Raw genomic sequence first — 18,991 nt, forward strand, 5'->3', positions numbered from 1 at the left:
GGAATTTAATGACATTACTGTTGGGGATTGATACGGGCGGCACCTATACGGACGCCGTGCTGTTCGATGAAGACAAGGGCGTGATCGCGAGCGCCAAGTCCCTCACGACACGGAATGATTATGCCATAGGGATCGGCAAGTCCGTCGTCTCGGTGATTGGCTCGACGCAGATTTCGACCAAAGATATCGGTCTTGTCTCCCTCTCCACCACGCTTGCCACCAACGCGCTGGTGGAGGGTCAGGGCGGGCGCGTCTGCCTGATCCTGATTGGCTTTGACGAGACCGCGCTGGAACGGAATGGCCTGCGGGAGGCTTTGAAGGGCGATCCGGTCATTTTTCTGGGTGGCGGTCATAATGGGCAGGGGGAGGCGGAAGCCCCGCTCGATGAAGCGGCGCTCAATTCCGGGTTGGACGTTGCGGGGCCTATCACTGCCTTTGCCGTCGCGGGGCTGTTCGCCATTCGCAACCCGGAGCATGAACTTCGCGTGCGGGAGATCCTCCTCGCACGTTCTGAAAAGAATAGCGTTACCTGCAGCCATGAACTGTCCAGCAAGCTCGACGGGCCGCGCCGGGCTTTGACCTCGGTTCTTAATGCGCGGCTGATCAATTTGATCCATCACCTGATCACCTCAAGTGAAGCCCTGTTCGCGGAGATGAAGATCGACGCGCCGTTGATGGTGGTGCAGGGGGATGGCGCGTTGATCTCGGCGGAGATTGCCAAGCTGAAACCCATCGAGACCATTCTCTCCGGCCCGGCGGCGAGCCTTGTCGGGGCGGCCTATTTAAGCGGGGAGAAAGATGCAATTGTCTCCGATATTGGCGGCACGACAACGGATATCGCGGTGCTGGAGGGCGGCAGCCCGCGTCTTGATCCGGCGGGGGCGACCGTCGGCGGCTGGCGTACGATGGTGGAGGCGGTGGCGATCCATACCGTCGGCCTTGGCGGGGATAGCGAGGTAACGGCGGCGAAGTCCGGTTTCGGCCTTGCCATCGCGCTTGGGCCGCGGCGTTTGGTGCCGGTCAGCCTGCTTGCGACAGAATATCCCAAACTTGTGCATGATGCGCTGGATGCACAGTTACTGCGCGACCGCTGGCAGGACAGCTTTGGTCGTTTCGTCTTTGCCGTTGGGCGGGAGAGTGCGCATCTCGCGACCCTGTCCGAGCTGGAGGCGGCCCTCCTCGCTGAGTTGAAGGCAGGACCGAAGCCGCTTGAAAAACTGATCACCCGGCGGCGGCAAATGTCGGCGCTGGAAAGATTGGTCTCGGCGGGTCTTGTGATGATCGCCGGGCTGACCCCGTCCGATGCGGCGCATATTCTGGGACTGCAGGATAGCTGGGATAAGGCGGTGGCGGAAAAGGCGGCGCGCCTCTTTGCGCGGCAGAAGGATACGCGCGGGCAACCGCTCACCCGGACGGCCGAAGACGTGAGCCGGATGATTTTTGATGCGTTGGTCGCTAAGTCAAGCGAAACCCTGCTCACGGCGGCACTCGGGGGAGACCCGCTTCTCACCCCGGACGAGGCGGTGAGGGTTCTTCGCGCCGCAAACCGGGAGGCATCCCATCCGCTGGTGAAGCTGGATATCGGTCTGCAACTGCCGGTGATCGGGCTTGGTGCCTCCGCCCATATCTATTACCCGAAGGTGGCGGCCCGGCTTAAAACCGAGGCCGTGATCCCTGACCATGCCGCCGTCGCCAATGCGGTGGGCGCGGTGGTGGGTCAGGTCCGCATGAGTGCTCATGCCAGCATTTCTCCAACGGACAAGGACGGCTATCGCCTCTATCACAGCGGGGAGCCGTTGGATTTTGAGAGTGTGGACGTGGCCGCGGCTGAGGCAAAGAGATTGCTCACCTCTGAGGCGCGTGCCCTCGCCTTAGAGGCGGGTGCGGTGGAAGTTCAGACAACATTCGATCGGCGGGATAATATTGCCCATATCGATGGCCGGGAAATGTTCATCGAAAGCCATCTTGACGTTACCGCTTTCGGAAGGCCGCGCATCGCCCGCTAAGGCATCTGCAGGGGGAGCGCGGTGGTGAATTTTATCTCCTCCATCGCGAAATTTGAACTGACATCGGAAAGATCAATCTCCCGGATCAGGCGATGATAGAATTTGTCATAGGCGGCCACATCCGGCACCACCACTTTCAGCAGATAGTCGATATCGCCACTCATCCGGTAAAACTCCATGATTTCGGGGAATTTATCGACTGTCTCGGCGAATTTTTGAAGCCAGTCCGTATCATGGCGGCTGGTCTTGATGGCGACGAAGACCGTAACCGGCAGGTTGAGCTTGCCCCGGTCGAGAAGGGTTACCTGCGCCCGGATAACGCCGGTTTCCTGCAGCGACTTGATGCGACGCCAGCAGACGGTGCGGGAGCAGCCGACTTTCTCGGCCAGATCCGCCACGGCGATGGAGCTGTCCTTCTGCAGATGTCCGAGGATTTTGCGGTCTATGCTATCCATGAAGTATTGTCCCTTAAAATTCCGATATATCGAAACATATGTTTCATATTATAGGAATTATGAGTTAATTAAAGGCAAAAATTCCGGAAATTACCGTTATGATTATCCCATATTAAAACTGTGAGAGAAGCCTAAGTAACGGATAAAGACCATGACTATTCAGAAACTGTTTACCGATCATCCCGCGTCCGTGAATGAAAGCTATGTCGAGCATATGGAAATGTCCGGCTCTTTTGCCTTCTGGCTGTTCATCGCCGGTTTTTGCGCGGCGGTTCATGCCATTTTCCCCTTCCTGTTCGAGAAGACGGGAAGCCGGATCATTACCAGGCTGCATGGCCGGATGGTAACGGGCCGCGTGACGAAACCGATGCCCATGTCGCCAGCCCATCAGGCTCTCGACAGCGCGGCGCTATAAAGGCGCGGTTGGGCTAGTAAGGCGCGGTTTTTGGCCCGCTAAAGGTTGCGTATGGGGCGGATATCTTGTAGAACAGGCCAACCCTGACAATAGCTGATATTGACGGGGGAGTTTAACGGTTTTTTCTATGCTTGGCCGATGCCTGGCATGCTCAAGTTTATTCAGGAACCCCTGCCTTGAATGATGTAACGATACCTCCTTCCGATAACCATATCGTACCGGTCACTATCGAAGAGGAAATGCGGCGGTCGTATCTCGACTACGCCATGAGCGTGATTGTCTCACGTGCGCTTCCCGATGCCCGGGACGGGCTCAAACCGGTGCATCGGCGCATCATCTACGCCATGTATGAAAACGGCTACACCTCGGACAAGGCATTCCGCAAATCCGCCCGCGTGGTCGGTGATGTGATGGGCCGGTATCACCCCCATGGGGACAGCGCGATTTATGACGCCATGGTGCGTCTCGCGCAGGATTTCTCCATGAGCCTCAAACTGATTGAGGGTCAGGGCAACTTCGGCTCCATGGATGGCGACAAGGCTGCCGCCATGCGTTATACCGAGGCGCGTCTGCAAAAGGCCGCCGAGAGCCTGATCGATGATATCGACAAGGACACTGTCGATTTCGTCAATAACTATGATGATAGCGAGCGCGAACCCTCGGTTCTGCCGGCGCGCTATCCCAACCTTCTGGTCAATGGCGCGGGCGGTATTGCCGTCGGCATGGCGACCAATATCCCGCCGCATAATCTGGGTGAAGTGGTTGACGGAGCGCTTGCGCTTCTTGAAAAACCGGAAATGGCGGTCGAAGAGCTGGTCGATTATATTCCGGGACCGGATTTCCCGACCGGCGGGACGATCCTCGGGCGGAGCGGGTCAATCAGTGGCCTTACCACCGGGCGCGGATCGGTGATTATGCGGGCGAAGGTTGATATTGAGGAAATTCGCAAAGATCGGCAGGCGCTGATCGTGACCGAAGTTCCGTATCAGGTGAACAAGGCCCGCCTTGTCGAGCAGATTGCCGATCTGGTGCGTGCCAAGAAAATTGAAGGCATTGGCGATCTTCGCGATGAATCGGACCGTCACGGCGTCCGTGTCGTCATCGAGATCAAGCGCGATGCGATGGCGGAGGTGGTGCTGAACCAGCTTTTCCGATTTACCTCGCTGCAAACCTCCTTCGGGGTGAATATGCTGGCGCTCAACCGCGGCAAACCGGAGCTTCTCAACGTCAGGGAGCTGCTGGAAGCCTTCCTTGATTTCCGGGAGGAAGTCATCTCCCGGCGGACCAAGTTCCTGCTCGGCAAGGCGCGTGAACGGGCCCATGTGTTAATCGGCCTTGCGATTGCGGTCGCTAATATCGATGAAGTGATCAAGCTGATCCGCGCCGCGCCCGATCCGGCGACGGCGCGCACCCAGTTGATGGAGCGTGACTGGAATGCTTCCTCGGTGGAGCCGTTGATCCGGCTGGTGGACGATCCGGAATATGCAATCACGGACAAGGGCACCTATCGCCTGTCGGAGGCGCAGGCCCGGGCAATCCTTGATCTTCGCCTGCAACGCCTGACCGCGCTCGGCCAGAATGAAATCGGCGATGAGCTTAAGGAACTTGGTGAGAAAATTCTCGATTATCTCGATATCCTCTCCAGCCGTCCGCGCCTGATCAGCATCATCCGCGACGAGCTTCTGGAAATGAAGGAAAAATACGCGGTGCCGCGCCGCACGCAGATCGAGGAAAGCGAGTTCGAGCATGATATCGAGGACCTGATCCAGCGCGAAGATATGGTGCTGACGGTCAGCCATAAGGGATATATCAAGCGCGTGCCGCTCTCGACCTACAAGCCGCAGCGACGCGGTGGCAAGGGGCGTGCCGGCATGCAGACCCGCGATGAGGATTTCGTCACGCAGCTGTTCGTCGTGAACACGCATACACCGGTGCTGTTCTTCTCGACCTTCGGGCGGGTTTATAAGATGAAGGTCTATCGTCTGCCGCTTGGCTCGCCGCAGAGCCTTGGCAAGGCGATCATCAATCTCCTGCCGCTGGAGGAAGGGGAGGTTATCTACACCCTGATGCCGCTGCCGGAGGAAGAGGAAAGCTGGTCGGAGCTGGAAGTGATGTTCGCGACCGCCAAGGGCAATGTCCGGCGCAACCAGCTCAGCGACTTCTCCAATGTGAAGGCCAACGGCAAGATCGCCATGAAGCTTGATGAGGATGACCAGCTCGTCGATGTCCGGATTTGTACGCCGGATTCTGACGTATTCCTCGCGGCCAGGGGCGGAAAATGCATTCGCTTCCGTGCGACCGATGTCCGGTTGTTCAAGGGCCGGGATTCCAGCGGCGTGCGCGGCATGAAGCTTGCCAAGGGTGACAGCGTTATTGGTATGTCGGTCCTCAAATCCGTTGAGGCGGACACGGAAACCCGGGATGCGTATCTCAGGGCCCGCAAATCCACCGATGAGGCTGGAAATGTCACGGAATACGGCAGTCTCACGCCGGAACAGTATGATGCTCTCCTGCAGGATGAGGAGGTTTTGCTCGCCATTACCGAAAACGGCTATGGCAAGCGGACGAATGCCTTTGAATACCGTGTCACCAATCGCGGGGGACAGGGCATTATCAATATCGAAACCTCCAGCCGGAATGGCGATGTCGTTGCCACTTTCCCGATCACGGAAGATGAGCAGATCATGCTGGTCACCAATGGCGGCAAGGTGATCCGGACGCCGGTCACGGATATCCGGATTGCCGGGCGGAATACGCAGGGCGTGACCCTGTTCAAAACCTCAAAAGGGGAGCAGGTCGTCTCTGTGACTGCGCTTGCCGATGCCAAGTCGGAGGATGAGAACGGGGAAGGTGACGACAATGCCGATGATGCAGGGCCCGCCGATGAGGATGCGAACAGCTAAAACGGCGCACCTAAAATATCAAGCTAACAGATAGAAGTAGCGAAGAAAGGGAAGGAAATTTCATGTCGAAAAATCGCGTAGGATTATATCCGGGGACCTTTGATCCGATTACGGTGGGTCACTATGACATTATCCGCCGTGCGTCGAAACTGGTCGATACGCTGGTGATTGGCGTTGCGATGAACCCCGGGAAAAACCCTCTCTTCACCGTGGACGAACGGGTCGAGATGGTTGAAAAAATGACTGAGGAATTTCCGGGCACCAATTTCGTGGTGAAACCCTTCAACAATCTTTTGATGCATTTCGCCGAGCAAGTGGGGGCCGCCATCATTATCCGTGGCCTTCGCGCGGTTTCCGACTTTGAGTATGAGTTCCAGATGGTCGGCATGAACCGTCGGTTGAACTCGGAGATTGAGACGGTCTTCCTGATGGCCTCTGACCAGCATCAATTTATCGCCTCCAGCCTGGTCAAGGAAATCGCCTTGCTGAATGGCGATATCACGAAATTTGTTTCGGCGACGACGGCGCAGAAAATTGTCGATCGGGTCGAACTTATTCACAAGAATTCGAAATAGTAGAACTTAAAACCGCAGGCGATATCGCGCGCGGAAAACAGGAGAAAGTTATGGCACGAGACCTTGAAAACACCCTCTATCTTGAACTGAAGGATGGTCGTGTCATCATTGAGATGCGCCCCGATCTTGCGCCGAACCATGTCGCCCGGATCAAGGAGCTGGCACGCGAAGGCTTTTATGATGACATCGTCTTTCACCGGGTGATCGATGGATTTATGGCACAGACCGGCTGCCCGAACGGCACCGGCACCGGCGGCTCGGGCCAGAAACTCACCGCTGAGTTCTCCGATGAAGACCATATCGAAGGTACCTGCTCTATGGCCCGCGCAGGGCATCCTGATAGTGCGGACAGCCAGTTCTTTATCATGTTCGACCGCGCACCGCATCTGGATAGCCAGTATTCCATCTGGGGCCAGGTGGTTGAGGGGATGGAGGCTGTGCATAAGATCAAGAAGGGCAGTAGCATGGACAATGGTTCTGTTACAGACCCGGAGAAGATCATCAGCCTTAAAGTCGCCGCTGACGTCGAATAATATTTTCAAATTTCCGGGCACGAACGGCTTGGGCATCCAAGTCGTTCGTTTGCGTTTTAGATCATGAAAGTTGACGCATTTGATTTTACCCTGCCGACGGAGCTGATCGCCGATCGCCCGGCGGTCCCGCGTGAGGGGGCGAAGCTGTTGGTGGTTGGGGAGGCGATCAGCGATTACACTGTCGCCGATCTGCCGGACCTGCTGCGCGACGGGGATCTGCTTGTCTTTAACGACACCAAGGTGATTCCGGCGCGACTTCGGGGGATGCGGCGCACAGCGAAGATCGAGGTGACGCTGCACAAGAATGTTGCCGCCGATAGCTGGCATGCTTTCGCGAAACCGGCAAAGAAACTAAAAGTCAGCGATATCATAGACTTCGGGCGCGGCTTTACGGCGTTGGTGACGGATAAATTTGAGGGCGGGGAAGTGGCGCTTGCCTTTTCTGCGTCCGGTCCAGCCCTTATGGAGAAGCTGATGGAACATGGGGAAATCCCCCTCCCGCCCTATATCAGCAGCCTGCGCGCCGTCGATGAACAGGACAAGAGCGATTACCAGACGATCTTCGCGAAAGACGAGGGAGCCGTGGCTGCGCCGACGGCGGGCCTTCATTTCACCGAGGCACTTTTAGAGAAATTCGCGGCGAAAAAGATCGATATGGTGACGACGACCCTGCATGTCGGGGCCGGCACCTTCCTGCCAGTCAAGGTCGAGGATACGGATGATCACAAGATGCATGCGGAGCGGGGTTTCCTGAACGCGGAAACCGCCACAAAAATAAATGCTGTGCGCGCCCGTGGGGGAAGGGCTGTGGCAGTCGGAACGACGAGCCTCCGCCTTCTTGAAAGCGCAGCAGATGAGAAGGGTATTGTTCATCCCTTCGAGGGAGAGACGGATATCTTTATTACGCCCGGCTACCGGTTCAAGGCCATTGATCTGTTGATTACCAACTTCCATCTGCCCAAATCGACGCTTTTCATGCTCGTTTCCGCCTTTTCCGGACTGGAGACCATGCAGGCGGCCTATGCCCATGCGATTGCGGAAAAATACCGTTTTTATTCCTATGGCGACTGTTCGCTGCTATATCCAAAATTATGACGAACGCATTTGACTTTAAAATCTCCGCCACCGATGGCGCTGCCCGGCGCGGGACGCTCAAGACCGCCCATGGCGAGATCAGGACGCCTGCCTTCATGCCGGTCGGGACAGCGGCGACGGTGAAGGGCATGACACCGGAGGCCGTGCGCGAGACCGGCGCGGACATCCTGCTTGGCAATACCTATCATCTGATGCTCCGGCCGGGATCGGAGCGGGTAAAGCGCCTTGGCGGCTTGCATAAATTCATGAACTGGGAGCGACCGATCCTCACCGACAGCGGCGGGTTTCAGGTAATGTCGCTCAATGAGTTGCGTAAAATCGATGAGAATGGCGTTATCTTCAAATCCCATATCGATGGGCAGCGGTTTGAGCTGACGCCGGAACGCTCCATGCAGATCCAGAACGACCTCGACGCGACGATCACCATGGCCTTCGATGAATGCACACCTTATCCGGCAACGGAAGAGGTCGCCGCGAGTTCCATGCGCCGATCCATGCGCTGGGCGCTGCGCTCGCGCGAGGCTTATGAGCATCGCAACGGCTATGGCCTGTTCGGGATTGTGCAGGGCTCTACTTACGAGGATTTGCGGCTGGAATCCGTCGCGGCACTGACCGGGATCGGGTTTGAGGGATATGCGGTTGGCGGCCTCGCTGTGGGGGAGGGGCAAGCGGAGATGTTCCGCACCCTCGAATTCACCACACCCGCCCTGCCGCAGGACAAGCCGCGCTATCTGATGGGCGTTGGCAAGCCTGATGACTTGGTCGGCGCGGTGATGCGCGGCATCGATATGTTTGACTGCGTGCTGCCAACGCGCTCAGGGCGAAATGCGCAAGGCTTTACCCGCTATGGCACGGTCAATATCCGTAATGCCCGCCATGCGGATGATCCGCGCCCGCTCGATGAGCGCTGCGACTGCCCGGCCTGCCGGAATTATAGCCGGGGCTATCTTCATCACCTGTTCAAGGCGAAGGAGATGTTGGGCTCCATGCTGCTGACCTGGCACAACCTGCATTATTATCAGGAAATTATGGCGGGGATGCGCGATGCGATTGAGGAAGGTGGCCTCGCGAATTTCGCCCTCGATTTTTTTGCCATGCAGGAAAAAGGCGATATCGAGCCGATCTAGACCTGAAATGTTGGGAAAAATGGTAATCGAAGCCATCTTTGCCTTTGAGGGGAGGGGGTGGAATCGGCAAAAACAGCTTCGATCAACCTTGGACAACTTTATCATCCGCCCAGAACTCTTAACATTGCGTTAACAAATACCGAGGTCGCGGACCCGCCGGCAAAGATGCCGCTTTTTGACTGCATATTACGCAATTTAACCGCATTTTCTGACAATTTTATGGCAAAACTCTCGCTGGAGTAGTAAGAGGACGGAGAGATTCCTGTGCTCGGATAGGCGATTCTTGTCACCGGATCGTCCTTAGCTGTCGGCGGAATTGGCGGGTTTCGCGGGTTTCGCAGGAGAGGTCATTTTCACCGGCTGTGGCGTTGGTTTGACGGCGGTCGCGGTCGAGCGTGTCGTTACCGTGGAAATGATTTTATCAATCACATAGAAAATAAGCTCGACGCTGTAGCCCGCAAGGAAGGCGATGGCGAGCGGGCTGAAATTCGCGAGGCTGGACGAGCCGAGCTTGATCGTCGCAATTGCCGAGGAATGCGAGGTGAGGGAGTAGAATTTACTCGGCGCTTCGGTAAAAAAGAAGCTGGCCATGATCCCGGCAAGCGGGCCTTGCGTGATCCGAAGGCTGTAATCGATATGGGAGTTCATCGAAAAAGTCAGATTTTCGATATCCTTTGGGAGCTGTCGAAGCACATAGAAGGATGCCCCCAGCAACCCATAAAGGATCGGCAGGAAATAAACCGAGATGGCATGTAGCACATATTGGGCGGAAACGTAATGGACATGGATTTTTGATTCCGGTGAGAGGTCGTTGTAATCGGGCTTTTCCCAGGTCTGTTCACTGAAAAAGATGATCCGTCCCCAGAAACGGTTCCAGTTTTTAAGCTCGATAATCTCTGCGCTGCGCCAGGCGATATATTCGCCGATCTGATGATTGAGGGCCTGGATATCGACCTTCCGTCCCGGGGCGGTGCGTGCCTCTGGCGCGGCTGTCGTCTCGCCTTCTGTTTCCCCTTCCTCATTCGTGGCTGTGCCGTTGCTCTTCGGAAAACTGTTGAGGCTACCATTGGGTGAAGAGGTGTTGTTTTCGCTAAAAAGCTGCTCTTCCAGCATTATGATCTGATCAGACTGGTCCTTGATATCGATGACAAGAGTGTTGCCGATCGACCAGAACACCTGCAACGCGATCAGGCTCAGCAAGGTAGTCAGCGATAGCATTTTGTATCGAAAGGCAGATTTTCGGGAAAAGGGTACATATATGCGCCCTTGCAGATATCCCCAGATCCCGGAACGCAGGCGCCGCATGTCATGGGTTGCGCGGACGCTGTCGATGGTGATCGGGCTTAACGTACGCGAGAGAGAATCATAGGCATGCCAGAAACTGTTGATATTCTCCGGGGTGAGCCGGGATTTATCAAGGGCATCGCTGGTCTCAAGAATGGTCTGGGTTACTTCCGCATCAAGCTCGATGCCGCGTTCCGCCGCCGTCATCATCAGAAGCTGGGCATCGACGAGGGATGTCTGGAGGATGGTCGTTGCAAGGGTCCGCTCTGACGGTTTTTCGCTCTGCTGCGATCCGTCCGTCGTTGATTGCTTTGAAAAAAGACCCATGTTTCGCTCCTCCTGTCCTGTGACGACGGATGAGGGCGGTTTGTGACCGAAGCTCTCTGGTTTGGGCGGGTTTTGGGATGAAGAGCAAAGTTTTTATCGGGAAGGGTTGTCCCGCTTTGCGCCTCCGCGTTACAAGGGAGCAACCGGATTACACAAAGATGAGGGATCTACGCGGTGATAATGTATGGGATTAAAAACTGCGATACCTGCAGGAAGGCGCTCAAATGGCTACAGGCGGAGGGGATCGACTGCCGGTTTCATGATTTACGCGCCGATGGCTTGCCCGGGGCGGAGCTTGAAAAATGGCTCTCTGCCTTTGATCGCGATACCCTGGTTAACAAGCGCGGGACAAGCTATCGCCAACTGGACGATGCGGCGAAGGCGGCGCTGGCGGGGGACGATCCGACGGCTGAGATCATCGCCCAGCCGACATTGTTGAAACGGCCTATTTTCTCGCATAACGGCCGCTATCTGGTTGGCTTCAAGGAACCGGAGAAAGAAACGCTGAAAAGCTGGGTGGATTAATCCAGCTTCTGCACATAGCAAAGGACGTGATCGATATCGATCTGGTTCTCGCTGAGTGGCAGGGCGATCACTCGAAGCGGAATTTCATCGAAGGTAGAGGGGAATTGCTCGGTCCCGTGGGTCGGCTTGCCTGAATTCGCGACATCCCGCGCAAGGCCGAGGACCCAGTCGACCACCATCGGCGTAAATTCGATATCCGAGGCATATTTCTGGTGCGGGTTTTCTGCCTGCGTGGCCTGGCGGACTTCGCTGGCGAACCCGTTTTCCAGCTGTAGACGACCGGCGACCCGATCACAATGGACCAGCGTACAATTGGGCCAGTATTTTCCGATCTTGGCCGTATCCAGATTCTGCCAGCTGGGGTAGCGGTTGCCGTCACGTATTTCCATCCAGTAGGAAAGAATATCCGGTGTCGCCGGCTTTTTCTGCCATCCGGAGGTAGCGGCAGGCCGGGCCCAATGCGCCCGGCGTGGCGGCACGGCGGAAACCGGCTCGGGAGTGGAAAGAATCTCTTCTTTTGCAGGAGCTGGAGTTGCCGACTTCGGCTTTGCCTGCTTTTTTGCGGGTTTCGCAGGGGCTTTCGCCTTCTTAGGGGCCGGGGAGAGCGTCTCTTCTGCTTCCTGCGCGAAGGCAGGTTTGGGCGCGCCTGCTTCCGGCTTGCTGGCCTCCAGCTCCTCCGAGAGTGCCTGCAAGCGGTCGGTAATGTCGCCGGATTTCACCTTGCGGGGGGACGCGACCGTATCCTTTGGCCGTCGTACCTTGATCTGTGACAGCGACGCCGCATTCAGGCCCGCGTCCAGCTCGTTATTTTCATCAATATTTTCACGCATAACTGGCTACTTCCGCTCAGAGGGACGACTTGTCCAGAACACAATTGCACGATTGCGGCAGAATATCCGATCCGTGGTTGGCGACATACTCTTCCAGAGCGGTTTCAAAGATTGACTGAGCGGACATCTGCGTATGCGCCGCGATGAGTTTGAGCTGCAGATGATCCTTGGGGGACATGCGGACGGAAATCCGGATGCGGCCCAGGCCATCTTTCTTCAGCTTTGAGACTTCCGCGGCAATTTCCTGCGCTTTTTCTTCGCCAAGCGGGGAGTTTTCCGCATCGTTGAGCGTTCCATTTACGGCAGGTTTGGGCGTGGAGGCACGGGAAAAATCCGTCGATTGAAAGGGAGAGGAGCCATTATGGGCAGTCGCGGCCTTTTCCGGTGTTGCGGAATCGGATTCGCGGGCCATGAAGGCCGGAGCATTGTCTTTGCCGTTAGAGACAGAAACTCCCTCGGAGCTATTCGATGCATTCTGCTCAGGCGCCGCATCATGCGTCTCGGCATACTCGCGTACCCTGTCATAGATGCGCGATACATGGTTATTGCCATTCTTCTTGTCGTCGTCGAGAAGATTTCTCGGCGTCAGACGCGGCGAAGCCGGGGCGGCCTTGCCCTTGGAGGCAATCAATGAACTGGAGAGAAAAGCTGCTTTCATGACAAATCTTCTTCTTGTAAATGGCCGTCAGAACTTAGTTGTACGCCGCGCCATTGCTAGCCGGAGAGGCGGAAAGATGATGCGACGTCGGCATTGCATGGTTGGTTTCCATGCGCGACAGACGCTCATCGATATAGGACCAAAGCTTGGCGATCTCATCGCTGGAGCGTGAGCCGGGGTTCAACTCCATGGTCGTCCGGCCATCTATCATGCTGGAAGCGAAATCGACCCGCTGATGGATGATTGCCGGGGCCAGCGTGCCATGTTGAGAGAGCGCGATAGCGGCCTCGCTGGTGATCCGGGCGCGCGGCGTTGCGCCGTTAACAACGAAAATCAGCGGCGTATTCAGCCCTTCAGCCAGTTCCACCGTTGCGCCCACAGCCCGAAGGTCATGCGGGCTCGGCCGGGTCGGGATAATCAGCAGGTCCGATAGCCCGATGACATTGGCAATCGTTGAGGTAATGGCAGGCGGCGTATCGACGAACAATAGGTTGATGCCCATCTTTTTCATCCGGCCGATGTCCGCCTCGAGGCGTTCAACGGTTGTCCGGGCGAACAGCGGGGTTTCCGCCTCGCGTTCGTTCCACCATTCCGACAGGCTGCCCTGGGGGTCTGTGTCTACAAGCGCCACCGGGCCGCCGCCAGCCATTTCGGCCTGAACAGCAAGATGTCCGGCAAGCGTTGTCTTACCTGAACCACCCTTTTGTGATGCAACTGCAATAACCTTCATCAGAACTCTCCTGCTCGGTTCTTTAAAACTGGAGATAATGAAACCGGTTTTTACAGTCGGTTTATCGCTCCAGTTGTTGTCTCATGGAGCAAAATTACCGATTAAAAATTAAGGAAGATTTACGAATTCTGCCAAATCTTAGCTAAAAATTAGTAAAATTTTATAAAGTATCAGGAAGCGGCCTTGAACCCCTATAGAATGAACTGCTCATCAAGGATCCGTTTCTCCAGATTATGCTCCGGATCGAACAGAAGACGGATGGTGATATCGCGCTTTTCCTCAATGCTAACCGTGGAGACATCCCGCACTTCCACGGCGTCCGCAACGGCGCTGACCGGCCGTTTCGCGGCCTCAAGGACTTCCAGCTCGATCCGGGCTTCCTTTGGCAGTATGGCGCCACGCCAGCGCCTTGGACGGAATGCGCTGATCGGGGTCAGGGCGAGAACGCCGGCATTTACCGGCAGGATCGGGCCATGGGCGGAGTAGTTATAGGCGGTGCTGCCCGCCGGTGTCGCCACCAGCACGCCATCGCAAGTCAGTTCCGCGACCTTGACATGGCCATCGATGGAAATGCGTATCTTGGCCGTCTGGCGGCTTTCCCGCAGGAGAGAAACCTCATTGATGGCAAGAGCTTGCGTCTCTTGCCCATGCATATCCACCGCGACCATATTGAGCGGGTGAAGCTCGGTTATCTCGCCGTCGCTTAAGCGTTCGATCAGGCTTTCTTCGCGGTAGGTATTGAGCAGGAATCCGACGGTTCCCTTGTTCATGCCATAGATGGCAAGATTGGAGTCCATAAACGCATGCATGGTTTCCAGCATGAAACCATCCCCGCCGAGGGCGACAATAATTTCAGCATCCTTGGCAGGAACATCGCCATAGCGGGCTATCAGGCTTTCGCAGGCACTTTGCGCATCTTCCGATTCGCTCGCGGTAAAATGTATTTTCATCTGCCGTTAGCCGCCCGTTACGCTCATATGGCGGGGAACTGCCGGGCGATCATCATTCTGCCGGTCGATAACGAAGTCATGGCCCTTCGGCTTGCGCCCGATAGCCTCATCGATGGCGGCGTCCAGTGCTTCCAGGCCATTTTCGCCGCGCAAAACGGCTTTCAGGTCGGCGCTGTCCTCCTGCCCGAGGCACATATAGAGCATCCCGGTGCAGGTTAGTCGGACCCGGTTGCAGCTTTCGCAGAAGTTATGGGTGAGCGGTGTGATAAAGCCGATCCGCCCGCCGGTTTCCGCCACATCGACATAGTCAGACGGGCCGCCGGTGCGATAGGCGGAGGGCGTCAGGGTCCAGCGCTCGGCGAGCTGTTTTTTCACCTCCGAGAGGGGGAGATATTGATCAGAGCGTTGCCCGTCAATCATGCCCATGGGCATGGTCTCGATAAAGGTGATATCCATGCCTTCATCGCCAACCCATTGGATCATGTCATTGAATTCATGGTCATTAAAGCCCTTGAGCGCGACCGTATTGATCTTGATTTTAAGCCCGGCAGCCTTCGCAGCACGAATACTTTTCATTACCTTTTCAAAGTTGCCCCAGCGGGTAATATCCTGAAACTGATAGGGGTTTAGGGTGTCGAGCGAGACATTGAGGCGCCGCACGCCCGCGTCATATAGCTCGTCCGCGTATTTACCAAGCTGGCTGCCGTTGGTGGTGAGGGTCAGCTCATCCAGCTCGCCGCTCTTGATATAGAGCCCCAAATTCCGGAACAGCTCCATAATCCCTTTGCGGACCAAAGGTTCGCCGCCGGTAATGCGGATCTTACGCACGCCCTTGCGAATAAAGGCGGCGGAGACCATTTCCAGTTCTTCCAGGCTGAGGATGTCCTTCTTCGGCAGGAAGGTCATATTTTCCGACATGCAGTATTTGCAGCGGAAATCGCACCGGTCCGTTACCGATACGCGGAGATAGTCGATTTTTCTGCCAAAGGGATCAATCACATTCATATTCCAGTAAAGAAGAGACGCGAAGCTTCTCTTCTAAAAATATCTTTTTAAATATGTTTTGCAAGCAATGACGGAAAAGAAGCGATGCCGACTAGGATATATCGGCGTATCTGATTTTTCCTGACATGAAGTCATCATTTTGAAGCGCCGTTTTGGCGGAGTCCTGGCTCAACAGGTCATAAAAATCCATTGAGATTGATTTAGCGGGGGAAAGAATGGAGGCGTCCTGTTCACGAATGGAGGCGGTAAGATCGTAAATTGACTTGAAAATGACCCGGTCGATATCCAGGCTACGGCTGGCGACGGCAAGGATTTCCGGGTTTTCCGCATAGATAATGTCACGAATCTCGTCGCTTTCCACACCGAGCAGCTTGGCGAAGGCAAATTCAAACAGGTCGATTTCCCCCTGATGCAGGGACTTGATCATGAAGCGGGTGGAAAGCTCGCCGGAGCGGTGTAGTTTCTCGACAAGGCGAAATGAGGGATCGCTTTCCTTGGAAATAGACTGGATCGTCTCTTTGCGATCCTTGATATCCATCTCAAGGGCGCGGATATCCACGTCAAAATTTGTGGCAATATATTCCCGTAAAGACATGGAGACCCAGCGGTACATCTTTTCCGCGATCGGGTTGGGCAGGAAGGGGCGCTCAAGAAGCGGGCGCTGATACTCCGGAATATATTCTGATTGCTCCCCCAGATAATTCAGCGTCAGGAGCGGTATCCGGGCGCTGTGATTGTTGAGCAGGGTGACCGTGATATGGGGATCATTTATCTCGCAGAGCGTAGAACAGACCTCTTCCCCGATATTGTCCCGCGCGGCAATGGCAAGCCGATGCTGGTTGGAGCGATGTTTGACAATTTCCAGAAGGTCATATTCGGCCAGCAGGCCGCATCCCTGGAGGATCGGGAGCGCAACCTCAATCTGGTCATTGGCCAGAAACACGAGAAGGCTTTTTGGGACATCTTCCCGGAGGGCCAGGTTTTTTGCAAATTTTGCGCGGATCGATTTTTCCACATCAGTGGTTATTCGGCAGATGATGTCCGCCATGATGTCTTTTTCGGAATCGGAGAACTTCAGGCGATCCTCAATGAGGAATTCACTGATCCGGTTATACAGGAATTCGCGCTTCTGCCGAGATCTTGTCTCCGCAAGGTCGACAAGTGTCTTTAATGTTTCGATATTCTCCTGCGCAGCAGCGGCCATAATTATTTGTCCAAAGGTTAGGATATCTCAACCTTAGGATAGGTAATTTTTGTTAAAACTCTGTTAATTAATAACCATATAATGCGGCTGGAGCAGACGAGGGAGGTCTTAATGGGCGAGGGGCAGGCGAACCTTGAAGCGACTGCCGTCCGACAGACTGCTCTTCACTGAAATGTTGCCGCCCATGAGCCGCGCAAGCTTCAGCGAAAGCGTCAGGCCGAGGCCGACACCGTCCGTGCCGCGGCTGTATACGCCTTCATGCGCCTGCTTGAAGGCCTCGAAGATTTTCTCCTGGTCTTCCTCGGCAATGCCGGGGCCCGTATCCCAGACAGTGATGTCCACGAAGGCGTCATCGATAATCTCATACTCGATGCCGATTGTGCCGCCATGCGGGGTGAATTTCACCGCATTGCCGATGATATTGACCAGAATCTGCAGGCAGCGAGTTGGATCGACGGCAAGTTTGATATCCTCTGTGATCCGCGTGCCGATCATCTCGAGATTTTTCTTTTGCGCATGGTTCTGTATCAGAACATAGGCGTCCGCTACCATACCGGCGAGGGGGGTCGGCACGATCTCGATCGGGATCTTGTCGCTTTCGATGCGCGCGATATCCAGAATATCCTCGATCAGGCTCAACAGATGCTTGCCCGAATTCAGGATGTCGCCGACATATTCGCGGTATTTGTCACTGATCGGGCCAAAGGTTTCAAGCCCAATGACTTCGGCAAAACCGATGATGGCGTTAAGCGGCGTACGGAGTTCATGGCTCATGTTGGCGAGGAAAGTATCTTTCGCTTTCGCAGATTCCAGTGCTTTCTTAGCCGTCACTTCCAACTGCATGTTTTTCTTGGTGATTTCGTTGATCGCCTGCTCCAGGTCGGCCTTTGAGGACATGGCCTCGTCCTCCGCCAGAAGCCGCGCGGTGATATCATCGCTGGTCCCGCGATAGCCGACATAACGGCCCTTATCATCGAAAACAGGGACACCGGACATATTGAAAATCTTGTACGCGCCGCTGGTATCCTGGATTTCTAGGGGGATTGAGCGGAATGGCACATGCTGTCCCATGGCCGTCTCGGCCCGGTTGCTGCCATCCGCTTCCGGTTTGAAGACACCCAGATCGGCAAGGCGCTTGCCTTTCAGCAGCATCGGCGGCAGGCCGACGGCCTGTACGGCACGGTCGGAGACAAAGGTGAGCCGTCCGTCCGCATTCGTTTCCCAGATCCAGTCCGAGGCCGCGCGGGTAATGTCAAGAAACCGGCGCTTTTCCTCTCTCAGCTTGGTTTCCGCATTAACCTGTCGGGTGGAGTTGATAAAGCTGCCGCAGATGGCGATCAGCTGGTCGTCGTCATCAAAAATAGGGAAATGACGGGAAAGAAAATAATCGGGCTCCTTACCTGTCGAGAGCGCGAGCTGCCGGGTTTCTGTTTCCTGTGTCTCGGCGATACGGGTGACGATATCAAGATGATCCTGCGGCAGGGTGGGGAGGATTTTGTCTTCCACCCGTTGCGCGCCGCCGGGGCGGAAATGCTCCCGATACCCGCTGTTGGCGTAAATAACAGTCCCGTCGGGGCGGGCCATATACATCGGGGGAGCCTGTTCAAAAACGGCGTCAAAAAACTCCCGACTGATAACACCCTGCATCGACGGATTTTCTGAGCCGTTGGTACTTTTGACATCGGTATGAAGCGACACGACGCTTCCTTGCCCCCGTTCCGTCATCTACTCATTACATGCAAACTGACATGTTCCCTTGTACAAATTTACGCCACGCACGAAAATCATAGATAAACCCGATCATCATCAAGATCGGCGTCAAGTTGTTCAACAATCTCCGTATAGTCACGCTCCAACTGCCAGAAGCGTAACGTCATTTTAGCCTTCTTTGTAGAAAGTTTATCATAAAATTTCATAATAATCTCTACTTCTTCTGGCTGTGTCGTCTTTTTTACTTTTTGGTTATGGGAAATGTTGCGGGTCAGAAGGTAAGTAGTAGAAAAAGAGTTTCGGCTGAACTCCAGTGCCTTAAGGACGACAATCAATGCCTCGGCGTTGGGATCGTAGATAAAACGGCTGATTTTCTGATAATCCAGCCCTGAAAGTTCGGCAAGGCCGATCACGAACAACCGGATTTGGCGGCTGCGCAGGGCCTGCACCAGAAATTTTTCGTTCAACTCCTTGCGTTTTGCAAGCTCAGCAATCAGCTTGTCCGCGTTGGACGTTTTCTCGTCAATGTCATAGCGGTATTCGGTTTTCGCGGCCGCGACGATCTTCTCATTGAGTTCCAGCTCGTCAATCTCGAAATTCTCAAGAATATGGCGGCGCAACGCCGCGGATACCCACCAGAACATCTTATGGGCAAGATC

At 55.4% G+C, this 18,991-nt stretch carries 18 protein-coding genes; 8 read left to right on the forward strand and 10 right to left on the reverse strand.

Features of this window, described 5'->3' with window-relative positions:
* The first annotated feature begins 8 nt into the window (after window positions 1–8).
* A complete protein-coding gene (locus P1U71_RS08600; RefSeq protein ID WP_301105172.1) occupies window positions 9–2,006 on the forward strand; it encodes a hydantoinase/oxoprolinase family protein in 1,998 nt (665 codons plus the stop codon).
* Here the strand turns inward: P1U71_RS08600 and P1U71_RS08605 are convergent.
* Complete coding sequence (locus P1U71_RS08605) at window positions 2,003–2,461, reverse strand: Lrp/AsnC family transcriptional regulator (protein ID WP_301105173.1); 459 nt, start codon at window positions 2,459–2,461, stop codon at window positions 2,003–2,005. The two genes, P1U71_RS08600 and P1U71_RS08605, sit on opposite strands and share 4 nt — an antisense overlap.
* Before the next feature lie 151 nt (window positions 2,462–2,612).
* Here P1U71_RS08605 and P1U71_RS08610 point away from each other — a divergent pair, with 151 nt between their 5' ends.
* The 6 genes from P1U71_RS08610 (at window position 2,613) to tgt (ending at window position 9,109) form a co-directional block, all read left to right on the forward strand.
* Window positions 2,613–2,876, forward strand: a complete 264-nt coding sequence (locus P1U71_RS08610; protein ID WP_301105174.1) for a DUF6356 family protein — start codon at window positions 2,613–2,615, stop codon at window positions 2,874–2,876.
* A gap of 176 nt (window positions 2,877–3,052) precedes the next feature.
* On the forward strand, window positions 3,053–5,779 hold the full coding sequence (gyrA, locus tag P1U71_RS08615; RefSeq protein WP_301105175.1) for a DNA gyrase subunit A: 2,727 nt from the start codon (window positions 3,053–3,055) through the stop codon (window positions 5,777–5,779).
* A 62-nt stretch (window positions 5,780–5,841) separates the two neighbouring features.
* On the forward strand, window positions 5,842–6,354 hold the full coding sequence (gene coaD, locus P1U71_RS08620) for a pantetheine-phosphate adenylyltransferase (protein WP_301105176.1): 513 nt from the start codon (window positions 5,842–5,844) through the stop codon (window positions 6,352–6,354).
* 50 nt (window positions 6,355–6,404) lie between these two features.
* On the forward strand, window positions 6,405–6,887 hold the full coding sequence (locus P1U71_RS08625; protein ID WP_301105177.1) for a peptidylprolyl isomerase: 483 nt from the start codon (window positions 6,405–6,407) through the stop codon (window positions 6,885–6,887).
* Window positions 6,888–6,950: 63 nt separating this feature from the next.
* Window positions 6,951–7,982, forward strand: a complete 1,032-nt coding sequence (gene queA / locus P1U71_RS08630) for a tRNA preQ1(34) S-adenosylmethionine ribosyltransferase-isomerase QueA (RefSeq protein ID WP_301105178.1) — start codon at window positions 6,951–6,953, stop codon at window positions 7,980–7,982.
* Window positions 7,979–9,109: a tRNA guanosine(34) transglycosylase Tgt gene (tgt, locus tag P1U71_RS08635; protein ID WP_301105179.1), complete on the forward strand. Its 1,131-nt coding sequence runs from the start codon at window positions 7,979–7,981 to the stop codon at window positions 9,107–9,109. Before queA ends, tgt begins: the two co-directional genes overlap by 4 nt.
* A gap of 300 nt (window positions 9,110–9,409) precedes the next feature.
* Here tgt and P1U71_RS08640 read toward each other — a convergent pair whose 3' ends face one another.
* Window positions 9,410–10,720, reverse strand: coding sequence for a hypothetical protein (locus tag P1U71_RS08640; RefSeq protein ID WP_301105180.1), 1,311 nt, complete (start codon window positions 10,718–10,720; stop codon window positions 9,410–9,412).
* Window positions 10,721–10,900: 180 nt separating this feature from the next.
* On the opposite strand from P1U71_RS08640, the gene P1U71_RS08645 reads away from it, so the two are divergent.
* A complete protein-coding gene (locus P1U71_RS08645) occupies window positions 10,901–11,245 on the forward strand; it encodes a Spx/MgsR family RNA polymerase-binding regulatory protein (RefSeq protein WP_301105181.1) in 345 nt (114 codons plus the stop codon).
* Here P1U71_RS08645 and P1U71_RS08650 read toward each other — a convergent pair.
* The 8 genes from P1U71_RS08650 to P1U71_RS08685 form a co-directional block, all read right to left on the reverse strand.
* On the reverse strand, window positions 11,242–12,075 hold the full coding sequence (locus tag P1U71_RS08650; RefSeq protein ID WP_301105182.1) for a hypothetical protein: 834 nt from the start codon (window positions 12,073–12,075) through the stop codon (window positions 11,242–11,244). The genes P1U71_RS08645 and P1U71_RS08650 overlap by 4 nt on opposite strands.
* 16 nt (window positions 12,076–12,091) lie before the next feature.
* Window positions 12,092–12,733, reverse strand: coding sequence for a hypothetical protein (locus P1U71_RS08655; RefSeq protein ID WP_301105183.1), 642 nt, complete (start codon window positions 12,731–12,733; stop codon window positions 12,092–12,094).
* Between the two features lie 34 nt (window positions 12,734–12,767).
* A complete protein-coding gene (locus tag P1U71_RS08660; RefSeq protein WP_301105184.1) occupies window positions 12,768–13,463 on the reverse strand; it encodes a ParA family protein in 696 nt (231 codons plus the stop codon).
* A gap of 191 nt (window positions 13,464–13,654) precedes the next feature.
* Window positions 13,655–14,413, reverse strand: coding sequence for an NAD kinase (locus tag P1U71_RS08665; RefSeq protein WP_301105185.1), 759 nt, complete (start codon window positions 14,411–14,413; stop codon window positions 13,655–13,657).
* A 6-nt stretch (window positions 14,414–14,419) separates the two neighbouring features.
* A complete protein-coding gene (gene moaA / locus P1U71_RS08670) occupies window positions 14,420–15,418 on the reverse strand; it encodes a GTP 3',8-cyclase MoaA (protein ID WP_367281152.1) in 999 nt (332 codons plus the stop codon).
* A gap of 91 nt (window positions 15,419–15,509) precedes the next feature.
* A complete protein-coding gene (locus P1U71_RS08675; protein WP_301105187.1) occupies window positions 15,510–16,622 on the reverse strand; it encodes a DUF2336 domain-containing protein in 1,113 nt (370 codons plus the stop codon).
* A gap of 108 nt (window positions 16,623–16,730) precedes the next feature.
* Window positions 16,731–18,320, reverse strand: coding sequence for a PAS domain-containing hybrid sensor histidine kinase/response regulator (locus tag P1U71_RS08680; protein WP_301105188.1), 1,590 nt, complete (start codon window positions 18,318–18,320; stop codon window positions 16,731–16,733).
* An 86-nt stretch (window positions 18,321–18,406) separates the two neighbouring features.
* A partial coding sequence (locus P1U71_RS08685; protein WP_301105189.1) for a DUF2336 domain-containing protein occupies window positions 18,407–18,991 on the reverse strand: 585 nt, incomplete at its 5' end.

Source organism: Sneathiella sp. (assembly GCF_029233945.1).
Taxonomy (GTDB): Bacteria; Pseudomonadota; Alphaproteobacteria; order Sneathiellales; family Sneathiellaceae; genus Sneathiella.

Excerpts from the sequence above, each read along its gene's own strand:
- tgt (WP_301105179.1), top strand. The coding sequence starts at position 7,979 with ATGACGAACGCATTTGACTTTAAAATCTCCGCCACCGATGGCGCTGCC.
- P1U71_RS08655 (WP_301105183.1), bottom strand. The coding sequence starts at position 12,733 with ATGAAAGCAGCTTTTCTCTCCAGTTCATTGATTGCCTCCAAGGGCAAG.
- P1U71_RS08600 (WP_301105172.1), top strand. The coding sequence starts at position 9 with ATGACATTACTGTTGGGGATTGATACGGGCGGCACCTATACGGACGCC.
- P1U71_RS08660 (WP_301105184.1), bottom strand. The coding sequence starts at position 13,463 with ATGAAGGTTATTGCAGTTGCATCACAAAAGGGTGGTTCAGGTAAGACA.
- queA (WP_301105178.1), top strand. The coding sequence starts at position 6,951 with ATGAAAGTTGACGCATTTGATTTTACCCTGCCGACGGAGCTGATCGCC.
- P1U71_RS08640 (WP_301105180.1), bottom strand. The coding sequence starts at position 10,720 with ATGGGTCTTTTTTCAAAGCAATCAACGACGGACGGATCGCAGCAGAGC.
- coaD (WP_301105176.1), top strand. The coding sequence starts at position 5,842 with ATGTCGAAAAATCGCGTAGGATTATATCCGGGGACCTTTGATCCGATT.
- P1U71_RS08675 (WP_301105187.1), bottom strand. The coding sequence starts at position 16,622 with ATGGCCGCTGCTGCGCAGGAGAATATCGAAACATTAAAGACACTTGTC.
- P1U71_RS08605 (WP_301105173.1), bottom strand. The coding sequence starts at position 2,461 with ATGGATAGCATAGACCGCAAAATCCTCGGACATCTGCAGAAGGACAGC.
- P1U71_RS08625 (WP_301105177.1), top strand. The coding sequence starts at position 6,405 with ATGGCACGAGACCTTGAAAACACCCTCTATCTTGAACTGAAGGATGGT.
- P1U71_RS08645 (WP_301105181.1), top strand. The coding sequence starts at position 10,901 with ATGTATGGGATTAAAAACTGCGATACCTGCAGGAAGGCGCTCAAATGG.
- P1U71_RS08665 (WP_301105185.1), bottom strand. The coding sequence starts at position 14,413 with ATGAAAATACATTTTACCGCGAGCGAATCGGAAGATGCGCAAAGTGCC.
- P1U71_RS08650 (WP_301105182.1), bottom strand. The coding sequence starts at position 12,075 with ATGCGTGAAAATATTGATGAAAATAACGAGCTGGACGCGGGCCTGAAT.
- P1U71_RS08610 (WP_301105174.1), top strand. The coding sequence starts at position 2,613 with ATGACTATTCAGAAACTGTTTACCGATCATCCCGCGTCCGTGAATGAA.
- moaA (WP_367281152.1), bottom strand. The coding sequence starts at position 15,418 with ATGAATGTGATTGATCCCTTTGGCAGAAAAATCGACTATCTCCGCGTA.